Genomic DNA, 21800 nt, shown 5'->3' on the forward strand with positions numbered 1-21800 from the left:
AAAAGTATTTGTATTTTAATATAAAAGGTAAATACAGGTAATTTTATAATAACTATCTTTGTCATTGATACATAAATTAATCAACTAACAATATAAATCTCTTTTTTATGAAAAAAAAACTAACTCTTTTGTTATTGCTTTCTTTTTTTATTGGAAACTCACAAATTAAACTGGGAGTAAAAGCAGGAATCAATATATCTTCTCTGTATGGTGACATGTCTACAAATAATGCAAAAGCCGGTGTCTATGGAGGCGTCTATGCAAGAGTACAAGTAGCAGAAAGATTTTCAATTCAGCCCGAAGTTTTATTCTCCATGCAGGGAGCAGAATCAGACGATACATGGGGTTGGAATTATTGGCATACCGATTCTTATTACGATGAAAAGTATGTATTAAATTACATTACTATTCCATTGATGTTTCAATACCGTATCATTAAAGGATTAAGAGCAGAAGTGGGACCTCAGGTAAATTTTGCCCTATATAAAAAACATAAAATAAGAAATAATTACATGTATCCGGAATCTGTCAGAAATCAAAGAGATAAAAACCTAAGGAATTTTGATGTGGGCATAAATGCCGGAGCAAATTATGAATTGAAAAACGGTTTAAATTTTACTTTACGATATAATCTGGGGTTTATAAATGTTAATAAATCCAAAAGTGACTATTATTACAATTATGAAATCCGGAATCAGGTTTTGTCTATGGGAGTAGGGTATAGCTTTTAATTTTTATAAATTAACCGTGGCGGAACTAACAGAGTTTTAACTTTTTTAACTTTATTCAGTTCCACACAAAATTAATATTATTACTATATTCGCAAATTATATATAAAGGCACAATGAATTCAAGCTATAAGAAAGTAAATAATCTTACCGGTTGGGCTGTTTTCCTCATAGCAGCAATCACTTATCTGTTAACCATTGAACCAAATTTCAGTTTTTGGGACTGTGGAGAATATATCTCATCAGCAGTAAAACTTGAAGTTACTCACTCTCCCGGAGCTGTTTTTTTTCAGATTTTAGGAGCTGTTTGGGCAATGCTGGCTTTTGGAGATGGTACTAAATATTCTGTAGTGATAAATGCTATGTCGGCCATTATGAGTGCCTTTGCAATTTTATTTTTGTTTTGGACGATTACCCATATAGCAAGAAAAGTACTTTTCGTGGATACGGAGCCCGAAAATTTTACCCGGTTTCAAAAGATCATGCTCATGTTGAGTGGAGCTGTAGGAGCTTTAACATTTACTTTTACGGATACCTTCTGGTTTTCTGCGGTTGAAGGAGAAGTTTACGCGGCAGCATCCTGTTTTACAGCATTATTATTATGGTTAATGTGCAAATGGGAAAATGATTTTTATTCTCCCAGAGCCGATCGCTGGTTAATTTTAATTTCACTTCTTATAGGACTATCAGTAGGAGTACACTTAATGGTTATATTAGTTGTTCCTACATTAGGATATATTTATTATGTTAAAAAATACAAGTTTACTTGGAAAAGTTTTATAATCGCAAACATAGTAGTAGGGTTCGTATTTTTATTAGTATTTAAAATCATATTTCCACTTACCATGGCTTTCTTTGGTAAGTCTGAAATATTTTTTGTGAATAATCTTCAAATGCCGTTCAACACAGGTTCTGTATTTGCTTTTCTGGTAATACTTCTGGTATTTTATTTTTCATTAAAATACACGGTAAAAAAACAATATGTTACTGCCAATACCATCATATTATCCATATGGTTTATGCTGATAGGATTTTCGAGCTGGATAGTTTTACCGATACGCGCCAATGCTAATCCTCCGATCAATCTTAATGATCCGGATAACGCCATAGGAATGCTTGACTATTATAACCGAGCTCAGTACGGTGACTGGCCTGTATTTTATGGAGCGAACTATACGGCATATTTGGATCCGGAGGGAATAACCGGGGTTGAAGATAATGGCCCGGTATATGAAAAAGATGAAAAAACAGGAAGATATTTGGAAACCAGCAGAAGATGGTCTTATAAATTTAATCCGGAACATGTAAGTATACTACCAAGGATGTACAATCCGGATTCAGGAGTAATGGAAAATTACGGACTCATGGAAGGCTACCCTGATTTTACGGCTAATCCTGATTATGTCAAAAGCACTACAGAGAGTTATATTGAAGATTATATTCAAAGTAATAATTTAAGTAATCTGCCGCAGGAACAAATGCAGGGATTATATGATCAATTATATAATCAGATTCAGCCTAAAGTAGCAGCTGAACAGCAAAAAGTGGTTGATTCCTTAAAATATTTAAAATCTCACGATCAAATAGATATAGCTGCATATAATAAGTTTAGCAGCCTGATCAAGGTGAAGAAACCTCAAGTATCTCAAAATCTGGATTTCATGATGACTTATCAGATGGGATATATGTTTATACGATATTTTCTTTGGAATTTTGCAGGAAGGCAAAATGATTATCAGGGATATTATGAAAATACCAAAGGCAATTGGATTACCGGTATCAGTTTTTTTGATAACTGGCATCTCGGAGATCAAAGTAAATTACCAGCTATATATAAAAACAAAGCGACCAACACTTATTTTTTCCTTCCGCTTATATTAGGATTGATTGGGTTTTTCTTTCAATTAAATCGGGATCCGGGTAGAAATTTTGCATTAGTAGCCTTGTTTCTTTTATCCAGTGCAGGAATTATCCTTTATACAAGTATCAAGGCCTTTGAGCCCAGGGAAAGGGATTATGCTTTAGTAACCTCTTTTTATACGTTTGCTATTTGGATAGGTTTAGGAGTCACTGCCATAATGTATGGACTAAGTTTACTGAAAAAAGAAAAAGTAGCTCTAACATTAGGCTTTATAACTTTAGGAGTGCCTGTTTTAGTAGGTTTTCAAAACTGGGATGATCATGACAGAAGTAAGAGATATACTGCATATGATTTCTCAAAAAGTTATTTGCAAGGGTTGGATAAAAATAATCCTATTCTTTTCGTATATGGAGACAACGATACATATCCTCTATGGGCATTACAGGAAACAGAAGAATTCCGTTCGGATGCAAAAGTGGTGAATTATACCTTATTAGGTACTGCCTGGTATATAGATCAGGTACTTCGAAAAACGTATGAAGCTCCGGCATTGCCATCATCAATGAGCCATGAAGAATATAGAGATGGAGTAAACGATCAGGTTATTCTTTTGTCTCATAATACCTGGAAGCAATTATTTGCTTCTTTTCCTAATGATAGCATACCTGCTGAATTTGCTCCATTTAAAAAATATGCGGTTCAGGACAGTATGTCAGCCAAAGATGCTATTGCTTTTCTTAAAGATAAAAAAATTCAAAAAGCGGTAAAAAGTTTATATGCAAAGGATTTTGGAGGTAGAGATTACGGATTTTTACCTTTAAATAAAATTTATATTCCGGTAAACAAAGCCAATGCGTTAAAATATGGAATTGTAAAACCGGAAGATAAGAATCTCATGGTTGACAATGTGGTCCTAACCTTAAATAAATCAAGAATAAATAAGGATGCTTTGGCGGTATTAAATCTGTTTGCCAATTATAATTGGGACCGATCTATATATTTCAGTTCAGGAGGCACCTATTCACAGTCCAATATAATGTATTCACAAAATTATCTTGAATATCAGGGACTGGTTTCCAAATTAGTTCCGATTTATACAAAAGATGATGGAGTAACTCAAGGGAGAATCAATCCGAATACACTTTATCATTTGGTTATGAATTATAAGTTTGGTAATCTGAAAGATCCCAAAGCTTATTTTGATGAAACTTGTAGAAGTAATATCCTCAATTACCGAATGTCTTGCGGAGCAGCAGCGATTGCCTTAGCAAAAGCCGGTGATAAAAAAAGAGCCAATGATGTTTTAGAATTAATAAATACAGAAATACCACTGGATTTATATCCGGCAAGTCCTTCATTTAATTCAATTATAAGTGCCTATTTTTATATAGGAAAAGAAAAAGAAGGATTGGCATTAGCAGACAAATACAAAAAACAAGTATTGGAAGAGTTAAACTACTATTTGGCTTTACCACTTAAATCGCAAACTTTCGTAACAGACGATATGTATAAATTATCTTCTTATTACAGACTTATAGTTAGTAATATGGTGGAGACTTATATAGATTTGGGTGAAAAGGAAAAAGCGGTGAATTATATAGCTGAATCTTTTAAACCATTAGATGAAAGACTAAAGAAATTTGAAATGTTGGGAAAAACTAATGCGAAAAACGATTATGTTTCTTTGCAGAACCTGGATTATACATACAAAATGATATTTCAGGTATTGTATCCTATTGATTCAGTGTACGTACAGGAAAAAGCTGAAGAAATTTCAAATATTTTTATGAAGTTAGAGTAAATTATTACTAATATTGCAAAACTAAAAAGGAGGCTGCGTAGTTCAACTGGATAGAATATCAGATTTCGGCTCTGAGGGTTGGGGGTTCGAATCCCTCCGCGGTCACTAAGTAACAGACAACGATTAAATTCGGATTCTGAAATTAAATTTAAAAGCATCTATAAATCATGGATAAAGTGGTTTATAGATGCTTTTTTTGTTCATATACGTTAAAGGAAGAACAGGTATTTTACAATTTAATGACACCATCCGTGATCCCCGTTTACGTGTTGGTGTCGCCAAAAAATTATATACTATGATTTATAAAAGATTTAGCTTAAGAAGTAATCCTGATAAAAGTGGTTTGCCTATGATATATTTAAAAATAACGCATAAGAAAAGTAGAGTAAGAATTTCTTTAAATCTAAAAGTTCCGGAAAAAAATTTAATGCAGTTAAACTTTTCTATAGCCTGTTGCTTCGTAAAGTTATTTTTTAACTGATGGCTGAAGATATACCGGAGCTGCTCCAGTAATTTTTCTTCAGATTCTGTTAACTTAACGCTTTCATCCAAGTAAGAAGCTTTCATCTTATGCAGACTCAAGTCCTGGTGAAATTTAACTATCAGATTCTTCATAGTACAAAAATGGAAAGAGAAGAAAGAATAAAAAAGGAAAAAAGAAAGCCGCATTATATTATAAAGCGGCTTTCGTCCAATTAATGATTTTTTTTATTTAAAGTCTTTATTTAATATATTCTTGTTTATAATTATTTCATCAACAGTAATAGTCTGAAAGTCTATTGAATCTCCAACTTTAATTTTGCTATAATGAATTAAATCATCAAATTTTTTAAAATCCGAAAAAATAGTTGTTGTAAATGAATCTTTCTCTGCATTTTTAATCTTATCAGATCGTAAAGTAAGAAAAGTTTCCTTGTCAAAATATAATATTTTAACTAAACCATTTATTAATGAAGCTTTAATTTTATAGCAACTTCTAGAGTCTACGTTTCCGTCTCCAATTAATTCTAATTTCCATGAATCTGAATTTAAATAATCAAGTTCATTAAATATATTTTCTTTATACGGTTTATCTTTAAACTTAGCCGGATCTGCTTTTACTTTTTCTCCACGAACAAACTCATAGCCATTTTTTCCATCATAAAAATTTTTATAAACTATTCTCCCTTCATATTTAATTTCAAATGAACCTTTATTTGGAATCATTTCCCTTACTATCCAATTTACTTTTCTACCTTCCATTTCAGTACTCATGTCAGTATAAAGGGTTTTTATACTTTTTAAATATTTTTCACCCCCCATAGCATCAATAGATTTTGTTACAATCTCTTGAGCAGTAATGTTATTGTTTTCCTGAGCATTAACTAATGAAATAGATATTATTAATGACAAGCAACATAATAATAGTTTTTTAATTATTTTCATAAAACTAGTTTTAATTCTAAGCCAAATATAATAATATTTAACTTAAATAATAAGATTAGTAATAGCCTCGGTATCAGGTATCATCTGACAGTAAGGAATAAAAAAGGAGAGAAAAATTACCTTTTCAATTAAGGAAATAGTATCTTTTTTTATTAGGTCTTTATTTCTAAATTGATTAATATTTAGTCGATTCCCGTATTTTCTCTATACTCCTTCCAATTATCAGTTAAACCATTCCGTACATCCCCATTAAACTGTCTTATGTCATTGTTTATTTAATTTAATTCAGCAATAATAATTTCAGCAATAATTTCTCTTTGTTTTAACACATCATTTAACCAATAAGATTTTCTATCGTTTCACCTTTAAAAAGTATTTCGGCTCCTTCTTTGAGTCCCAGATAGGTGAGATTGATATCAAGAGCATTATGAGGGCTCACTCCGCGGTCATTAAACTATATAAAGAGAATAATATCACTTGGTGTTAAATAATTTAAAAGCATTGAAATATCAGGGATAAAATCAAAAAAATTGTACTATTAAAGATATACATATTTTGATAGCTTCATGATATAAACATTCGTGCTGTGATAACCATTAAAATAGCTTTATTTTTTCTGTCCCAGTCATGGTTAGCCGATTAAAAACAGAAAGATATAAATGGTTATTTTTTAATAAATATAAAAAATATCATGAATAAGATTTCAGTAAGGTTAAAACCTGATATTATTACTATAATTCATTATATTATTAAAAAATAATTATTATATTAAAATAATTGATAAATTTACCTTATATTTATTTTTTGTAATATTTTTAATTTTAATAATTAGTTATATAGCTTATGAAACCATTCTCATCCGATGAAGACAAATCCTTCAAATTATTCAGTCAACAAGAAATAGAAGAACTTAACAAGCGTAGTGGAAGTATAGCCCGATACGGTGGAAATAAAGAAAACCTGTACGGAGACTCTCATATTGTTAATGTAGGAGTACAAATCAATGGAACCCCGTTTTTTTCAAATACCTGCATACAATTAAAATTAACCCAGAAACTCAATGCGGATCACGAATTCATTCTGACCGCTGATCCGGATGAGTTTGGAGAGTCTGATTCTTATATATTACAGAATTCTAGGCAGTATCTGGGCAGCCGCATTAGCTTTACCTTTCGCCAGTGGGGGAAGGCAGCATCTGTTTGGACAGGTGTTATTACTTCTGTCTCCAGCCAAAAGAAAGACGGGGTAAAAAAAATTATCATTAAAGGAAAATCCCCTGCTTACCTTATGGACAACGGGCTTCACTGTCGCAGTTTCGAAGATAAAACCTTTGAAGAGATTATAAAAGAAGTAACTCAAGAATATCCGCAGAATTTAGTCTCTTTTGATGTTAATCCGAATTTTAAAGATAAATTAAAATATATAGCCCAATATAATCAGACAGACCTCCAGTTTCTTAAAAATTTAGCTCAAAGATATGGGGAGTATTTATTTTATACTGGAGAAATATTCAGCTTTTCAGCTTGGGGTAGCCGCATAGTAGAACTTACCGAAGGAGAAGATATCTACGATTTTGAACTGAAAATGGAAACCGGACCCCAAAAATTTTCTTACACAGCTTACGACCCTAAACAAGCTTCCGATTATACCATACATTCAGAAAGTCAGGCAGTGCAGCAATCAGAAAATCCTTTTCAACAGTCAGCGGTTAACTCCAGTGAAACTTTATTTACAGCAATTCCTACTGCACATTATGATAAGAGTCTGCTGCATAAAAATCAGGTGGATATAGAAGAGTCTGTGCTCAGACAAAGAAAGAAGCAGCAAAACCTGGTTTTTATAGAAGCAACCACCAATAATCCTGAAGTAAGAATCGGAGATATTGCTAAAATGAATGCCTACATGCCGGGCAATACAACTTTTAAAACAGGCAAAATTCCTATAGAATCCTACCGTATCACAGAAATCGTTCACGAATTTTCGGATGGCGAAGGCTATACCAATACCTTTGTAGGAGTTCCAAAAGATTTAACGGTTCCCACGTATTATAATGAGCAGGATACACCTAAAGCCCAGATACAACATGCTACCGTGACCGATAACAAAGATCCTTTACGAATGGGAAGAGTCCGTGTGCAATTTATCTGGCAAAAACCGAACAATCAGCAAACTCCGTGGATACAGATCATACAGCCCCACAGCGGAACCGATAAGGGAACCTATTTTAATCCGGAGATTGGCGAAACTGTGGTATGTGCTTTTCAGGGAGGAAATGTGGAAGCGCCAATAGTTTTGGGAACTGCCTATAATGGAGGAGAGATAGCTGCTTATTACACCGAAGGAAATGACATTAAAGTATTACAAACGAGGAGTGGAACCAGGATTGTTTTCAACGATGCCGAAGGACAAGGTTCTATACTCATGGAGGATCCGAGTGGAAATAAAATGTTTATGGACGGGGAAGGCAACATTTCTGTGAATGCACCTAAAAATATGGATTTTACTGTAGGAAATGATTTTACGATCAATGTAGGCAATAACCTGAGCACCCGGGTAGGAAATGATAATGAGCTAGAGGTAGCTCAGGCTCATACTCATACTTCTTTTTCGTATAATCAGAGGGTGTATGAAAATAAACAGGTAACCGTAAACGGAAATTTATCAGAAACTACCTCAACTTCGACCTATAAAATTATAGGAGGCGATTTTTGGGTTCAAAGTGCAGGAATTTCAACCATTGTAGGAGCCATTGATGCTAAAATCAATAAAGGGTGAACCTTACCTTTTAGCTGAAAATGAATCCTGTAAAGATAAAAAAATACCTGCTCGTGCTACTGATACTTAATTCGGTCGTAGCAGTTTCCTGTCAGGACCAAAACAAACAACAGATGAATGAAAAATTTCAATGGAAAGAAACGATTTCCTGTCCGTCTGGCTATCCGGTAGATGTGTTTAGAGGAGGGCTGGAATCCAACGATGGCAGATTTACCAGCTTATTTTCTGGTATTGTAGACAATGGAGAATGGGGAAGTGAAGGGCGAAGCATGAGCAATGGGCTCAAACCCCTGCCAGAACGTCTGCATGTGATTTGGATTTCGTATGCCGAAAAAACCTTTTACGAAGTAGATACAGCCATTGATCGGGAAAAAATCTACCGGCTTTTCTCCCGGGGCTATTACACTCCTTCCATGAACAAGCAAAGCCCGGAACCTTTTAAAGAATCATACCTAACTATTAATGTTGGTTTTGCCCCCGGAGGAGTGGTCGTTATCTGGGTAGGGGGTGTAGGAAGGCAGATAGAAATAGGAAGATACCAGGCAAAAAAAAACACTATTCCGCAAGAGGTTATTGATAAATTAAAAGAAGAACCGGTATATAGTATGCTTAGGCCAGAATATCAGGAATCAGTAATGAAAAACCCGGGAATAGTACCCCCGGAAGTGCAGCAGGCCCATCAGGGGAAACCCATTCCTTTCGGACTGTGGGATAGCTATCGTAAACCTTATCCCTGGAAGGTTAATTTTGTTCTTCTTGAAGAAGCGGTTTTGGATGACATGACACTGTTTTTGTATAATGGGGAAATGGAAACTCTCTTTGGAGATGATCAGATTGATCAGTTCCGCATCCCGCAGGAGCTCAAATGGAATACTCCCACCCCCCGGCCGGATCCTAAACAAATTAATTTTAACAGGATTCAGAATAAAGAAATTTTTGCCGGTTCCGTTACTTTTAATGAAGAAGAAATATTTCAGGCCTTTGAGGAACTGGGCAGTCAGTTGAGACCCGGGGAAGAATTGCGGCTAACGATACGAATCAGCCAGGATCAAACGGATGCCTCCGTATGGCTGGAGGCCAACGGAAAAAAAACAGGCTTACACCAAAGCGAGGTAAAAATATTTTGAGATAAACAAAAACTGTTACCGCTAAAAAATAAAGTTTTAAATTAGATAAAAAAATGAATCCTGTAAAGATAAAAAAATACCTGCTTGTGCTACTGATACTTAATTCGGTCGTAGCAGTTTCCTGTCAGGACCAAAACAAACAACAGATGAATGAAAAATTTCAATGGAAAGAAACGATTTCCTGTCCGTCTGGCTATCCGGTAGATGTGTTTAGAGGAGGGCTGGAATCCAACGATGGCAGATTTACCAGCTTATTTTCTGGAATACACACTGGTAAATATGGTTGGGGAAGTGAAGGGCGAAGCATGAGCAATGGGCTCAAACCCCTGCCAGAACGTCTGCATGTGATTTGGATTTCCTATGCCGAAAAAACCTTTTACGAAGTAGATACAGCCATTGATCGGGAAAAAATCTACCGGCTTTTCTCCCGGGGCTATTACACACCTTCCATGAACAAGCAAAGGCCGGAACCTTTTAAAAGGGAATATGATCTGATAAATGTAGGCTTTGCCCCCGGAGGAGTGGTCGTTATCTGGGTAGGAGGTGTAGGAAGACAGATAGAAATAGGAAGATACCAGGCAAATAAAACAACTATTCCGCAAGAGGTTATTGATAAATTAAAAGAAGAACCGGTATATAGTATGCTTAGGCCAGAATATCAGGAATCGGTAATGAAAAACCCGGGAATAGTACCCCCGGAAGTGCAGCAGGCCCATCAGGGGAAACCCATTCCTTTCGGACTGTGGGACAGCTATCGTAAACCTTATCCCTGGAAGGTAAATTTTACTTTTCCTAATCAGGATATTTTAACTAACCGGATAACCTTATTCTTGTATAACGGGGAAATGGAAATTCTCTTTGGAGATAATCAGATTGATCAGTTCCGCATCCCGCAGGAACTTAAATGGAATACTCCCACCTCCCGGCCGGTTCCTAAACAAATAACCTTTAGCTGGATAGATAAAAACAAGGTTTTAAAAAGCGGAGCAGTAACCTTTGAGGAAGAAGAAATATTTCAGGCCTTTGAGGAACTGGGCAGTCAATTGAGTCCCGGGGAAGAATTGCGGCTAACGATACGAATCAGCCAGGATCAAACGGATGCCTCCGTATGGCTGGAGGCCAACGGAAAAAAAATAGGATTATTTAGAAGCGAAATAGATATATAATGGGAAAAGTATTGGTCTATAATTCCGGAAAACCGGAGGACACGCCCGGTACCCTTTCCCTAACCTACGGGCTGTTTTTTGACGGCACGCTGAACAATCGGGAAAATACCAAAATATGGAAAAAGGTACGAGGGGTGGACGGATACGGCTCGCCTACAAAAGAAGAAAAAGAAATCTACACCACCATGGCCCAGAAAAAGAAATACTGGTTGTTTGGGAAACGGGTAGATATTGAAAACAACAGTTACCTGAACGATTTTTCCAATGTGGCCCGCAAATCCATGAGCTGTGATGAACCTTATACCATTTATGTGGAAGGCATTGGCACCGAGGTCTGGGAGGGGGATTCCACCCGGGGTTATGCCTACGGAAGCGGCGACACCGGCATTCCGGAAAAGGTTACCAAAGGCTGTGAAGAACTGGCTAAGAGAGTTAATAAAGCTCGAGAGTTGACCAAAAAACCAGATGATATTAAAACAATCCTCATCACTCTGGATATTTTTGGTTTTAGCCGGGGGGCAGCTGCGGCTCGGTATTGTGCCTATAACCTGCAAAAAAGGGAATATGCAGCACAAACAGAACCCGGCCAGACGGGGCATGCAGGTATACAGTCCGCCATTTATAAAGATCATGAAGGGAAACGGGTAGACCAACAATGGCTAAAAAACCAAAAACTGCCTGCCATGGGCAATTTTGGTCTTGCCCTGCTTAAAGCAGGAATGGATCGGGAACTGGTGGAAGCTGTACAGGTACGGGTGCGTTTTTTGGGAATTTACGATACGGTAGCGTCTTATGACCCCGACAGCCTCATATTCCCCAGTTTTAGAAAAAAAATTAAAAAACTGCATCTGGACGAACTGGGCAATCCGCAGAAAATTGTTCACTTCACTTCCATGGACGAGCACCGTACCTATTTCCCCCTTACCCGGATAAAACCCGGTGAAAAACGCATAGAAAGGAACTTTCCGGGCGTGCACAGCGATATTGGCGGCAGTTATACCAACTATACCGATACGGGAAGTGAAAAAAGGCTTATACAAAGAAGCAGTGGATGGAATTATAAGAAAGCTAAAAACTATTACCAGGAACTTCTTCAAAGTGGTTGGTACACAGATCTGCAATTAAAATTCATTGATTTTGATGAAAGAAAACGCTCATACTGCGAAATTATAGGGGAACGAAACCTAAGAAAAGAATACAGTTATATTTTTCTCCATTTTATGAGGGACGAATCCCAAATTTATATGGGAAATGCCTATATACCCGGAGAAATTGATAAATATTCCTTAGAAGGCAATGAATTTCTTCAAACCATCAAAGAGCGGTTGCAGGTATATACCCTGGAGGAAAATGAAGACTGGGTACTAAGAAAAGAAAGGAGTTCGCTCAATCCTCAGGCTCTAACCGAAAATACCGGATCGGAATCACCCCCCGAGAGAGAAACGGAGCTGGATACTATTTGTGTGCAGGACTGGGATAGAAAGCTAAAAAAACTAAGGAACGAATACCTGCATTGGTCATCGTATTGGGGTAAATTGGGCTATGAACCAAATACAAACAGAAAAAGACAGTTTTATAATGCAGACGGAACCCTTGGATAACATACAAATGCAGCCCCGGAAACTTTACCGCTACCGTTTCCGAACCTGCCATACTTTGCGGGAAGGTTTCGCAAAATCTAGGGAGAAAATATGGATAAGGAACACGGGGATTATGTATACCGGAAAGGCTAACGGTTTGCATCATTTCCATCTTCTTGGTTTTCAGACGGAATTTATACAAGGTACAACAGCTCCCGCTTTTAATCTGCTTAAGGAAACAGCCTATATTTTTGATGATCTCAGAATCTGTCTCACCGGTGAGGGAAAAATAGTTTCCATTAAAAACTTAAAAAAAATCAAAGAACGCTGGCATCAGGAACGGGAACAGCTGGAAACCTTCAATCGGGGAGCTTCCGTACAAAATTATTTTGACTTTTTGAGCCAGGTGCTGGAAGACGAGCAAAAAATATCGGAGTATATACTCAGTTATACTATGTACGGCATGTTCTTTAACGGGAGTCATCTGGGGAGTCTTACACCTGATGAAAGCGTTATGCGGAAAATTGTATTTCCATATTCAGAGGATATCTTTTCGGAAAACTGGAAGTATATATCCCATTCTGCCAACGAAGAAACTACTTTTACCGTAAAAGGAAAACCGGCACAAACAGATTCCGGCTCTTTATACCTGGGCAGTTTTATATATAATTCAGGAATTTTACAGGAAGCATCCCTGAAAATAACTCATCAATATAATCACACAAAATACACCGTACTATGGGTTGGCTGAATAAAAGAAGCAACTATTCCCGAATGCTGGAAAAAGCAAAGGAAAGAGACCTAAAGGAAAAAGAATTTGAAGAACTTCCTACCATGGGCAGAACCGCCACGCCGGAAGATAAAAAAAACGGCGAAATACTACTTTTGGAGGAAGAAAACAGCAAATATCTGGAGCCCGAACGAAAAAAAAGAAAAGAAGAGAGGCAGGCAGCGTTAGAGGATTTACTGGTTATTGACGGAGCCGAACTGGAATGTTCCTTATGCACGGCTCCGAAAGGAATTCTTAAGGTGAATTTTGATACACCGTCCACACAGGAAAAGAAAACGGCAACCATTGAAGAAAAAAGTTCCTTCAGTCTTATTTTTACGGGAAACTGTAAAAAAAGTCCGAATTGTTCCCTGCCCTGTAAAGCAGCAATGACTTTAGGAGATTGGAAAAAAACCGGAATGATGAAAGTTCAGGAGCGCCCGCCATTACTGCTAAAAAGCACTATTCCCTGCCTGTATGGAGGAGTAGAGGTGAAAATAACCGACAGCGGACAGGTTAACGAACCGGAAATAAATCCGGAAGCAGCTCCGGTTCCGGCTCCTAAGAAGAAAATACAGATTAAAGCCCGACAAAATGAATATACCGTGGTTTTAAAAAAAGACGGAACTCTTTTCAACGCCCTTTATCCCAATCTGGAATTTGATATTTCGGAGGGAACTCCGGGAGAATTTATAGATATACAGGTGGTCAAAATAGACAAAAAATTATTGAAAAATACGGTTGGTATAGCCGGTAGCTGGGATAAAAACAATTTACCGAAAGACCGGGTGCCTGTAAAAACGTTTAGCAGCTATACTAACGGAGATACTGCATTAAAACTGGATGCCTCCGGAAAAGCATCCTATACCATGCCCTTAGACTGGTGGAGAGATTTGGCAAGACAGCCTTTAAGCGATTTTACCAGCATGAAAATTTATTTTAAGGTTTTATCATTTCAAGCGGCTTCCTCAGTAAAACAAGAAAGTTTAGTAAAATCGGTGGAGATTTCTAATAATTTAGTTAGTTTGGAAATAGATGTTAATTTATACGCAACGAATTCCTCTGGGATACAAATTAAAGATTTTTCTGCTGATTTTACGGTCAAAGAACCGAACACAACAGAAATGTATACCTTTGTTCAATGGAAAAAAGGAGGAAGAGAGCGATGGGATGCCGCTAAACGAATGACAAGGCCTACTGTACGAGATTATAATCAAAGACATATAAGCCATTATCCAGACTGGACATTGGATAGAATCGGATTAAATCCCAGATATGCTGATGGGGTATATAGCATTTCAAATGGAGGTAAAACAGCAACCTTAAAAGATAAGCCTTCTTCAGATATAGCAAGTGCTACAATGCCCTGGGCTTATACACATATTGATTTTGAAACGAGGGTTCACCTTAATTTAGATGTTCCTGATGTACTTACTGTAATAAATTTGACAGGAGGTAATATTAAAGGAATCATTCCTCCGCCAGAACCATTAACCTTAAAAAATGTTTTTTGGGAATCGAGAATCCTTCAAATATGGAATGCAACTACAACAAGTTCAATAGTAACACATCCTGCAATATATACAGGTCCTTAATAAAAAGCTGAAAATGAAAAAAATATTAATCGTAACAGCAATAATATTCAACCTTGCCTCATGCATAGGTCAAAATGTAACTAATTATAAAAATATGACTATGAATAATTCCGAATTATACAAAAAAATAGTGAATGTCGAGGTAAGTCTTTTTACACGAATAGAATCAATAAATCAGTTAAATTTATCAGAAAACAAAAAATTAACTATAAACGAACTAAAAAAATTATTAAACAGACAGAAACCTGAACCACAACCAGATTTAATAGATTTTGATCCGGTTGCAGAGGAAAGAGTCATAGATATGCATCTTATAGGAGTTCTTAATGCAATGGGAGATAAGTCAGAAAACTATAGGATTCCTAATTTAATATCTCAGGCAATTTCTTTTATGGCAGAATTTGGAGATGAGCGTAAGGAAGATGCAAAAGTTATAAAATCTATAAATGACAGTAAACTGATTGCTGAGATTATAGTTTTAACCCAAAGTACTACACCAACCATAGTAGAAAACGCTGTGGTTGTGCTGAATAATCTGGACCTACCCAATGCTCCGGTAGGAGGAGAAGTAAGCGCTATTCTATCTACTCAAAAAATTACGTTTAAATTTTCAAAGTTAAAAGAAGAGATGGAATTATATGTCAAAGAATCTCATGGAAAAATAGAATTATCCAAAGGGGTAAAACAAGTCATTGAAACCAATAATATTCAAAGAGGAGATGATATTAGTTTAGAAATGTCACTGGTTGGAATAATTCAAAAAATATTGCCGGTACATCATTTGGATTATTATGTAGAAAATGGTAAAATTATAATTTGTACCTATGCCGAAACTGCCGAAAGATGGCAAAAATGGTTGAAAGAAAATCCATAAATTTTGTTAGAATATAAAAATACTTTACATTGAACAAATACTATGATTGATAGTTTTTTATCTGAAAATATACTAGTTTTACAGTTTCAATAGAAGGTAATTTATCTTACAAATATGAATATAAAAGGTCTATATCCGTACGAAAACCATTCTTTAAAAGATATGCAAGGGGAAATCTGGAAAGAAATTCCGGGTTATGAGGGCTCTTATATGATTTCTAATAAAGGAAGAGTTAAATCTCTGGCCAGAAAACTTTATTCATTACAAGGTATTAAATATAGAAGCACTGATCTTATTTTAAGTCAAAAGAAACAATACACAAAAGGAAAGGTAAGATGTTTACAGTTTGAAGTCAGCCAGGATTATCAAAAAAGAACTTTTATGACATCCCGAATGGTCTATTCAATTTTTATTAAGCGATTGCCGGATATAAAAAAGAAACATCTGTATGTAATGCATAAGGATAATGATCCCTTAAATAATATGGCAGAGAATCTTTACATAATTACCCCTTCCGAACTAACAAAAAAACTTATAGCGTCGGGGCTCAAAAAAGTATCTTATTACAATTTTTCCCAGCAATCTAAAGATAGATTTCGCATGAGTGCGCTCAAGCCTGTATCTCAATATACCCTGGAAGGGAAATACATAAAAACCTATATCAGCAGGGAAGAAGCCTTTAAATTAACAGGGATAAATTCTACATCCATTGGGAAAGCTGTTTTAGGAGAACGTTTACATGCCGGAGGATTTATCTGGAAAAATGGAAATGATCCCTCAGACGTTCCTTCTGTCCAACTCACTATAGCTAAGAGACCTCTAAGTTGTTATACCAAAAAAGGAAAATATGTGGCCGGATACAAAAATATACAAGAAGCTGAAAAGCTTACTAAAATAAACAGAGGGAGTATCCGCTCATGTCTTCAAGGAAAAGGTCATACAGCAGGAGGATTTATATGGAAAGAAGGATCTGCTCCTCAAAAAATAGAAACTGCAGATTTAGTTTTTAATACCTTTAAAGTAATTAGTCAGTTTGATTTACAAGGCAATCGATTAAAAATTTTTTCAAGTATAAAAGAAGCTGCTCAAAAGACAGGTTTATCAGAATCAGGAATACGTAAAGCCATCAAATCTAATACGAATCATGCCAAAGGATTTATTTGGCTGGAAGGAAAACAACCTAAAAAAATTACGCCTCCTAAACAAAAAATAAGAGCAGTCAATCAATATGATCTGTCCGGTAATTTTCTGGCTAAATATCCAAGTATCACTGTGGCAGCTAAACTTGTTAATGCATCTCATTGCAGTGTAAGTGATGCAGTTTTAGGAAATATTAAAACCTGTAGAGGATTTATATGGAAATATGCAGATTAAATACGTATTTAGATATAGTGAGTAGTAGTTATATTACTTTTTATTAGGATAAAAAATGATTCACGGATTTAGTGAATAAATAAACAGATGATAATTACAACTTACAGAAAAAAGGCAAATTTTAGTAAATAAAAAAGGTTACAGATGTAAGAATCTATAACCTTTTTATAATTTTGCTCCTCCTGCTGGGCTCGAACCAGCGACCCTCTGATTAACAGTCAGATGCTCTAACCAACTGAGCTAAGGAGGATTTTGCGTGTGCAAATATATTAGTTTTTTTTTAATTACAAAATTTTATTTGTAATTTATTTATTAATTATGCTTTGAACAATGTTCCAGATATCATTTCCGAAAACCAAGATCATCAGTCCCAATATAATAAATATTCCAACCATTTGAACCTTTTCCATAGCTTTATCGCTTAATTTACGTCCTGTAATCATTTCAACTATAGTAAACAAGGCGTGTCCGCCGTCTAATCCGGGAATAGGCAGAATATTTAGAAAAGCCAGCCAAATAGAAAACATGGCAGTAAAACTCCAGAATTGTTCCCAGTTCCATTCAGGGGAGAATGCTTTATATAATCGTAAAGGACCGCTAACCTGTTTGTATGCTTCAGTTTTAGGATTAATAATTAACTTAAATTGTTTAATCTGCATTACTAACATTTCCCATGACAAAACCGGAGCTCTTTTGAAGGCATCTAGAAAATCGTATTTTTTATAAGTGGTCGCATTTTTTAATGAAGCCACTACATCCGTTGAAAATCCTAAGACTACACTATCGGGTACATAAATACTTTTTACTAAAGCCTGATGGTTACGAATGATATCTAGCTTAATAGTATCCTTTTTATGTTTGGTTAATTCTGTTTTAAACTGATCAAAATACGGAGTAGGGGTATTATTAATTCCTGTGATTACATCACCTTTTTGCAAAACTTTATAGGCTGTACCATTTGAAAGTACAGAATCTACACGGGTAATGATCCTTGGTGAAATGAATCCTCGGCCTTCACTTGTTAAAACATGTTTTTTTTCTTCGGGCAAAAGATTGAAATTAATAATCTTTCCATCTCTCTGAACGGTAACATGATCACCAAATAAAATATTTATAGGTAAAGAATTAAATGAAGCTATGGTTTTACCATCCACTTTTAAAATATTATCCCCATCCTTAAATCCTAACTTTTTACCCGCTTCGGAAAATGAATATCCGTTAGTCAGTTTTTGAGCATCAATGGTTTTTTCACCGGTAGTCATTAGCAAGCATGCATATATGACGATAGCTAGAATAATATTGACAATAATACCGGCAAGCATAATTATCAAACGCTGCCAGGCGGGTTTGGAACGAAATTCCCACGGTTGCGGGTCTTTTTTCATTTGTTCCGTATCCATACTTTCATCAATCATTCCGGCTATCTTTACATAACCACCTAAAGGAAGCCAGCCTATTCCGTATTCCGTATCTCCGATTTTTTTCTTAAATAAGGAAAACCAGGGATCGAAAAATAAATAAAACTTTTCAACTTTTGTCTTAAAAAATTTAGCAGCAAAAAAATGTCCTGCTTCATGAAGAACTACTAATATAGAAAGACATAGTAGTAATTGAGCTATTTGTGTGAATAATTGCATTTTCTTATTATAAATCTTAGTCTGCAAAAGTAGTAAAATTTATTATATAAGGATTTTTATAATAAAATTAAAAAAATATATTTATCTTTAAAGAAAGATAATTAAAACCTAGGATTATGAAATCAATGATAGTACCTGTAGATTTTTCCGAATCTACGGATCATATTTTGGAAGAAGCAGTTTATTATGCCAAAGCCACTCAAAGCAAAATATATTTATTACATGTTGCCAGTTTGGATTTGGGCTTTGTAATCGGAGATATCGGATTTCAGTATTTACCAGAGCTTGAAGAAGCTGGAATGAAAGATGAGACACAACAGTTGGTTACTTATGAAAAGAAATTAAAAGGAGAAGGAGTGGAAGTTGAAATCATAATTAAGCAAGGAACACCGGCTGAAGTGATACTCAGTGAAACCACACAAAGAAATGCAGATTTGATTGTTATGGGCTCACATGGCAGAGGTGTTATCATGGAAGCCATTTTGGGAAGCGTATCCAAAGATGTTATAAAAAAATCGGAAGTTCCGGTATTAATTGTTCCACCCAGTAAATTTTCAGAAAAGTAACAATTCAGTAAAACATCTGTATAAAAAAGAATTTTCACTTAAAACGGACTTTCAAATTAATTCAATATCATTATATTTGCGCTGTATTTAAATTTATATGAAAGAAATTAAAATTCAGGATAAGACATTTACTCCTTTTGTTACCTCTCAGGAAATTGAGCATGCAATTAAACGAATGACAAATACCCTGTATGAAGAATATAAAGATGAAGTACCTGTTTTTTTAGGTGTTTTAAATGGAGTAATTATGTTTTTCAGTGATTTTCTAAAACAATATGAAGGTGATTGTGAGATAGGTTTTTTACAACTGGCCTCCTATCAGGGTACAGAAAGCTCAGGAAAAATCAAGTTAGTAACGGATGTAACTATTGATATAACCAATAGACATGTTATCATTTTAGAAGATATTATAGATACGGGGAATACATTGGAATATTTATACAGCCTGTTGGAAATGAAACCTGTGAAGAGCATTAAAATTGCTACCTTATTTTTCAAACCCGAAGTTTATAAAAAAGATTTAAATATAGACCTTATAGGGATGAATATACCTAATAAATTTGTGGTTGGATACGGTTTGGATTATGATGGTTTAGGACGAAATTACAAAGATCTGTATCAGCTAAAAGAAGAGTAACCAAACCCAATATAAAATGAACATAATCGTGTTATTTGGCCCCCCGGGAAGCGGAAAGGGTACCCAAGCAGAGATTTTAGCCGAAAAATTTCAGTTAAAACATGTTTCCACCGGAGATTTGTTTAGATACAACATGAAAAACAATACTCCGCTGGGTATAGAGGCAAAATCATACATGGATAAAGGAAGTTTGGTGCCGGATGAACTAACTACAGAAATGCTTAAGGATGAACTTAAAAGAAATTCTGAGCAAAAAGGATTTATCCTAGACGGATATCCCCGAACTACCAGTCAGGCACAAGCATTAGATTCTTTACTTGAAGAGCTTTTCCAAACCACTGTTAAAGTAACGATTGCTTTAAACGTGGAAGATGAAACTCTCGTACATAGAATTAAGAAAAGAAGTATTGACAGCGGCCGATCCGATGATGCTGATGAAAACATCATCAGAAATAGGATCAAAGAATATTACGATAAAACAGCCGTAGTTTCTCAATACTACATAGATCAGGAAAAGTTTGTTGATATTGAAGGAGAAGGAAACAGGGAAGAAATAACAGCCATATTATCAGATGTGCTGGTTAAATGGATATAATAATAAAAAAATAAAGCGAAAAGGATTATTATTGCAAATAGTAATCCTTTTTTTATAAAAAGAAAAAGTAGTTATGCAGTCAAATTTTGTTGATTATGTGAAAATATATTGTAAAAGCGGACATGGAGGTGCAGGATCCGCTCATTTACACAGAGCTAAATATATACCTAAAGGTGGACCCGATGGAGGTGATGGAGGTAGAGGTGGTCATATTATACTAAGAGGAAATGCCCAGCTATGGACACTTTTAGCTCTAAAATATTCAAGACATATAAAAGCAAATGATGGTAAACCGGGAGGAAAACAGGAACTGACAGGTGCAAATGGAACTGATATATACATTGAAGTACCCGTAGGCACAGTAGCTAAGGATGAAAATGGAGAGGTTATCTGCGAAATTACGGAGGATAAGCAGGAAATAATTATATTAAAAGGAGGAAAAGGTGGTTTAGGTAATTCACATTTTAAATCACCGACTAATCAGACCCCCAGATATGCACAGCCGGGTCTTCCCGGAGAAGAGGCTTCTATTTTGCTTGAGCTGAAACTATTGGGAGATGTAGGATTGGTAGGTTTTCCAAATGCCGGAAAATCCACTTTATTGTCTGCTATTACTTCTGCTAAGCCTAAAATAGCCGATTATGCATTTACAACCTTAGTGCCCAATTTAGGAATAGTTCAATACAGAAATTATCAGTCCTTTGTTGTAGCAGATATTCCGGGAATTATTGAAGGTGCTGCCGAAGGAAAGGGGTTAGGACATCGATTTTTACGACATATTGAACGAAACTCTGTATTGTTATTTTTAATACCTGCGGATGCTGAGGATTATTATAAAGAATACCAGATTTTATTTAAAGAGCTGGAAGAATATAATCCGGAACTCATTGATAAAAGTAAGTTAGTAGCCATCTCTAAATCAGATTTGATAGATGAGGAACTGGAAGAGGAAATAAGAAAAACCTTTCCAGAAGATTTTAAACTGATATTTATTTCAGCGGTTACCGGAGCCCATCTTGTAGAATTAAAAGATGAACTTTGGAAAATGTTGCATAGCTAAACAAAGTTTTATTTCTTTAAATCCCTAACTAATTTATTATCAGTAAGATGGTAAAGTTTTGTATTTATAATAACAGGAATAATTTTAGTGAAAAATTAATACTTATAAAACAGTAACTTTTGGTATTTGGTCTTTTCTTTGACACGGAATATAGAAAGTGTTTAATAAACCCTAATATAACTATGATTACTTACCATTGAAATTGCAAAAAGTGATTAAAATAATCCAAA

The 21800-nt window shown here is 35.4% G+C and carries 17 protein-coding genes and 2 tRNA genes; 15 read left to right on the plus strand and 4 right to left on the minus strand.

Annotated elements, in window-relative coordinates; translation table 11 throughout:
* The first annotated feature begins 107 nt into the window (after window positions 1–107).
* The 3 genes from EOV51_RS11190 (at window position 108) to EOV51_RS11200 (ending at window position 4495) form a co-directional block, all read left to right on the plus strand.
* Entirely contained in the window at window positions 108–731 is a 624-nt protein-coding gene (locus EOV51_RS11190) for a porin family protein (protein ID WP_128152613.1), read from the plus strand.
* Window positions 732–844: 113 nt separating this feature from the next.
* Window positions 845–4390 (plus strand): glycosyltransferase family 117 protein, encoded by a 3546-nt coding sequence (locus EOV51_RS11195; RefSeq protein ID WP_128152614.1) that lies wholly within the window; start codon window positions 845–847, stop codon window positions 4388–4390.
* Between the two features lie 31 nt (window positions 4391–4421).
* Window positions 4422–4495: transfer RNA gene (locus tag EOV51_RS11200), tRNA-Arg, on the plus strand.
* A gap of 195 nt (window positions 4496–4690) precedes the next feature.
* Here the strand turns inward: EOV51_RS11200 and EOV51_RS11205 are convergent.
* Both EOV51_RS11205 and EOV51_RS11210 read right to left on the minus strand, forming a co-directional pair.
* Window positions 4691–5005: a hypothetical protein gene (locus EOV51_RS11205; RefSeq protein WP_128152615.1), complete on the minus strand. Its 315-nt coding sequence runs from the start codon at window positions 5003–5005 to the stop codon at window positions 4691–4693.
* Window positions 5006–5098: 93 nt separating this feature from the next.
* The gene (locus EOV51_RS11210; RefSeq protein ID WP_128152616.1) at window positions 5099–5815 is read right to left on the minus strand and encodes a hypothetical protein; all 717 of its coding nucleotides are present in this window, start codon (window positions 5813–5815) and stop codon (window positions 5099–5101) included.
* A gap of 843 nt (window positions 5816–6658) precedes the next feature.
* On the opposite strand from EOV51_RS11210, the gene EOV51_RS11215 reads away from it, so the two are divergent.
* The 8 genes from EOV51_RS11215 (at window position 6659) to EOV51_RS11250 (ending at window position 17075) form a co-directional block, all read left to right on the plus strand.
* Window positions 6659–8590: a type VI secretion system Vgr family protein gene (locus EOV51_RS11215; RefSeq protein ID WP_128152617.1), complete on the plus strand. Its 1932-nt coding sequence runs from the start codon at window positions 6659–6661 to the stop codon at window positions 8588–8590.
* 53 nt (window positions 8591–8643) lie between these two features.
* Window positions 8644–9717 carry a DUF2931 family protein gene (locus EOV51_RS11220; RefSeq protein WP_164875299.1) on the plus strand — a complete coding sequence of 358 codons (1074 nt, stop codon included), beginning with the start codon at window positions 8644–8646 and terminating at the stop codon, window positions 9715–9717.
* A gap of 53 nt (window positions 9718–9770) precedes the next feature.
* The gene (locus tag EOV51_RS11225) at window positions 9771–10883 is read left to right on the plus strand and encodes a DUF2931 family protein (protein ID WP_128152619.1); all 1113 of its coding nucleotides are present in this window, start codon (window positions 9771–9773) and stop codon (window positions 10881–10883) included.
* Window positions 10884–11017: 134 nt separating this feature from the next.
* Window positions 11018–12484: a phospholipase effector Tle1 domain-containing protein gene (locus tag EOV51_RS11230; RefSeq protein ID WP_228427622.1), complete on the plus strand. Its 1467-nt coding sequence runs from the start codon at window positions 11018–11020 to the stop codon at window positions 12482–12484.
* Window positions 12462–13214 (plus strand): hypothetical protein, encoded by a 753-nt coding sequence (locus EOV51_RS11235; RefSeq protein WP_128152621.1) that lies wholly within the window; start codon window positions 12462–12464, stop codon window positions 13212–13214. Before EOV51_RS11230 ends, EOV51_RS11235 begins: the two co-directional genes overlap by 23 nt.
* Window positions 13202–14827, plus strand: coding sequence for a DUF4280 domain-containing protein (locus EOV51_RS11240; protein ID WP_128152622.1), 1626 nt, complete (start codon window positions 13202–13204; stop codon window positions 14825–14827). Before EOV51_RS11235 ends, EOV51_RS11240 begins: the two co-directional genes overlap by 13 nt.
* Before the next feature lie 13 nt (window positions 14828–14840).
* Window positions 14841–15701 (plus strand): hypothetical protein, encoded by an 861-nt coding sequence (locus EOV51_RS11245; protein ID WP_128152623.1) that lies wholly within the window; start codon window positions 14841–14843, stop codon window positions 15699–15701.
* A 114-nt stretch (window positions 15702–15815) separates the two neighbouring features.
* The gene (locus EOV51_RS11250; protein ID WP_128152624.1) at window positions 15816–17075 is read left to right on the plus strand and encodes an NUMOD1 domain-containing DNA-binding protein; all 1260 of its coding nucleotides are present in this window, start codon (window positions 15816–15818) and stop codon (window positions 17073–17075) included.
* Between the two features lie 176 nt (window positions 17076–17251).
* Here EOV51_RS11250 and EOV51_RS11255 read toward each other — a convergent pair.
* Window positions 17252–17325: transfer RNA gene (locus EOV51_RS11255), tRNA-Asn, on the minus strand.
* Window positions 17326–17380: 55 nt separating this feature from the next.
* The gene (rseP, locus tag EOV51_RS11260) at window positions 17381–18712 is read right to left on the minus strand and encodes an RIP metalloprotease RseP (protein ID WP_128152625.1); all 1332 of its coding nucleotides are present in this window, start codon (window positions 18710–18712) and stop codon (window positions 17381–17383) included.
* 116 nt (window positions 18713–18828) lie between these two features.
* On the opposite strand from rseP, the gene EOV51_RS11265 reads away from it, so the two are divergent.
* From EOV51_RS11265 to obgE, 4 genes are all read left to right on the plus strand, one after another.
* Entirely contained in the window at window positions 18829–19278 is a 450-nt protein-coding gene (locus EOV51_RS11265; RefSeq protein ID WP_128152626.1) for a universal stress protein, read from the plus strand.
* Between the two features lie 97 nt (window positions 19279–19375).
* Complete coding sequence (gene hpt, locus EOV51_RS11270) at window positions 19376–19915, plus strand: hypoxanthine phosphoribosyltransferase (RefSeq protein ID WP_128152627.1); 540 nt, start codon at window positions 19376–19378, stop codon at window positions 19913–19915.
* A 16-nt stretch (window positions 19916–19931) separates the two neighbouring features.
* Window positions 19932–20510, plus strand: coding sequence for an adenylate kinase (locus tag EOV51_RS11275; RefSeq protein ID WP_128152628.1), 579 nt, complete (start codon window positions 19932–19934; stop codon window positions 20508–20510).
* Window positions 20511–20583: 73 nt separating this feature from the next.
* Window positions 20584–21570, plus strand: coding sequence for a GTPase ObgE (gene obgE, locus EOV51_RS11280; protein WP_128152629.1), 987 nt, complete (start codon window positions 20584–20586; stop codon window positions 21568–21570).
* Window positions 21571–21800 lie beyond the last annotated feature (230 nt).

The organism is Apibacter raozihei, assembly GCF_004014855.1.
Classification (GTDB): Bacteria; Bacteroidota; Bacteroidia; order Flavobacteriales; family Weeksellaceae; genus Apibacter; species Apibacter raozihei.

Excerpts from the sequence above, each read along its gene's own strand:
- rseP (WP_128152625.1), bottom strand. The coding sequence starts at position 18,712 with ATGCAATTATTCACACAAATAGCTCAATTACTACTATGTCTTTCTATA.
- EOV51_RS11245 (WP_128152623.1), top strand. The coding sequence starts at position 14,841 with ATGAAAAAAATATTAATCGTAACAGCAATAATATTCAACCTTGCCTCA.
- EOV51_RS11190 (WP_128152613.1), top strand. The coding sequence starts at position 108 with ATGAAAAAAAAACTAACTCTTTTGTTATTGCTTTCTTTTTTTATTGGA.
- EOV51_RS11215 (WP_128152617.1), top strand. The coding sequence starts at position 6,659 with ATGAAACCATTCTCATCCGATGAAGACAAATCCTTCAAATTATTCAGT.
- EOV51_RS11225 (WP_128152619.1), top strand. The coding sequence starts at position 9,771 with ATGAATCCTGTAAAGATAAAAAAATACCTGCTTGTGCTACTGATACTT.
- EOV51_RS11250 (WP_128152624.1), top strand. The coding sequence starts at position 15,816 with ATGAATATAAAAGGTCTATATCCGTACGAAAACCATTCTTTAAAAGAT.
- EOV51_RS11210 (WP_128152616.1), bottom strand. The coding sequence starts at position 5,815 with ATGAAAATAATTAAAAAACTATTATTATGTTGCTTGTCATTAATAATA.
- EOV51_RS11265 (WP_128152626.1), top strand. The coding sequence starts at position 18,829 with ATGAAATCAATGATAGTACCTGTAGATTTTTCCGAATCTACGGATCAT.
- EOV51_RS11205 (WP_128152615.1), bottom strand. The coding sequence starts at position 5,005 with ATGAAGAATCTGATAGTTAAATTTCACCAGGACTTGAGTCTGCATAAG.
- hpt (WP_128152627.1), top strand. The coding sequence starts at position 19,376 with ATGAAAGAAATTAAAATTCAGGATAAGACATTTACTCCTTTTGTTACC.
- EOV51_RS11235 (WP_128152621.1), top strand. The coding sequence starts at position 12,462 with ATGCAGACGGAACCCTTGGATAACATACAAATGCAGCCCCGGAAACTT.
- obgE (WP_128152629.1), top strand. The coding sequence starts at position 20,584 with ATGCAGTCAAATTTTGTTGATTATGTGAAAATATATTGTAAAAGCGGA.
- EOV51_RS11275 (WP_128152628.1), top strand. The coding sequence starts at position 19,932 with ATGAACATAATCGTGTTATTTGGCCCCCCGGGAAGCGGAAAGGGTACC.
- EOV51_RS11195 (WP_128152614.1), top strand. The coding sequence starts at position 845 with ATGAATTCAAGCTATAAGAAAGTAAATAATCTTACCGGTTGGGCTGTT.
- EOV51_RS11240 (WP_128152622.1), top strand. The coding sequence starts at position 13,202 with ATGGGTTGGCTGAATAAAAGAAGCAACTATTCCCGAATGCTGGAAAAA.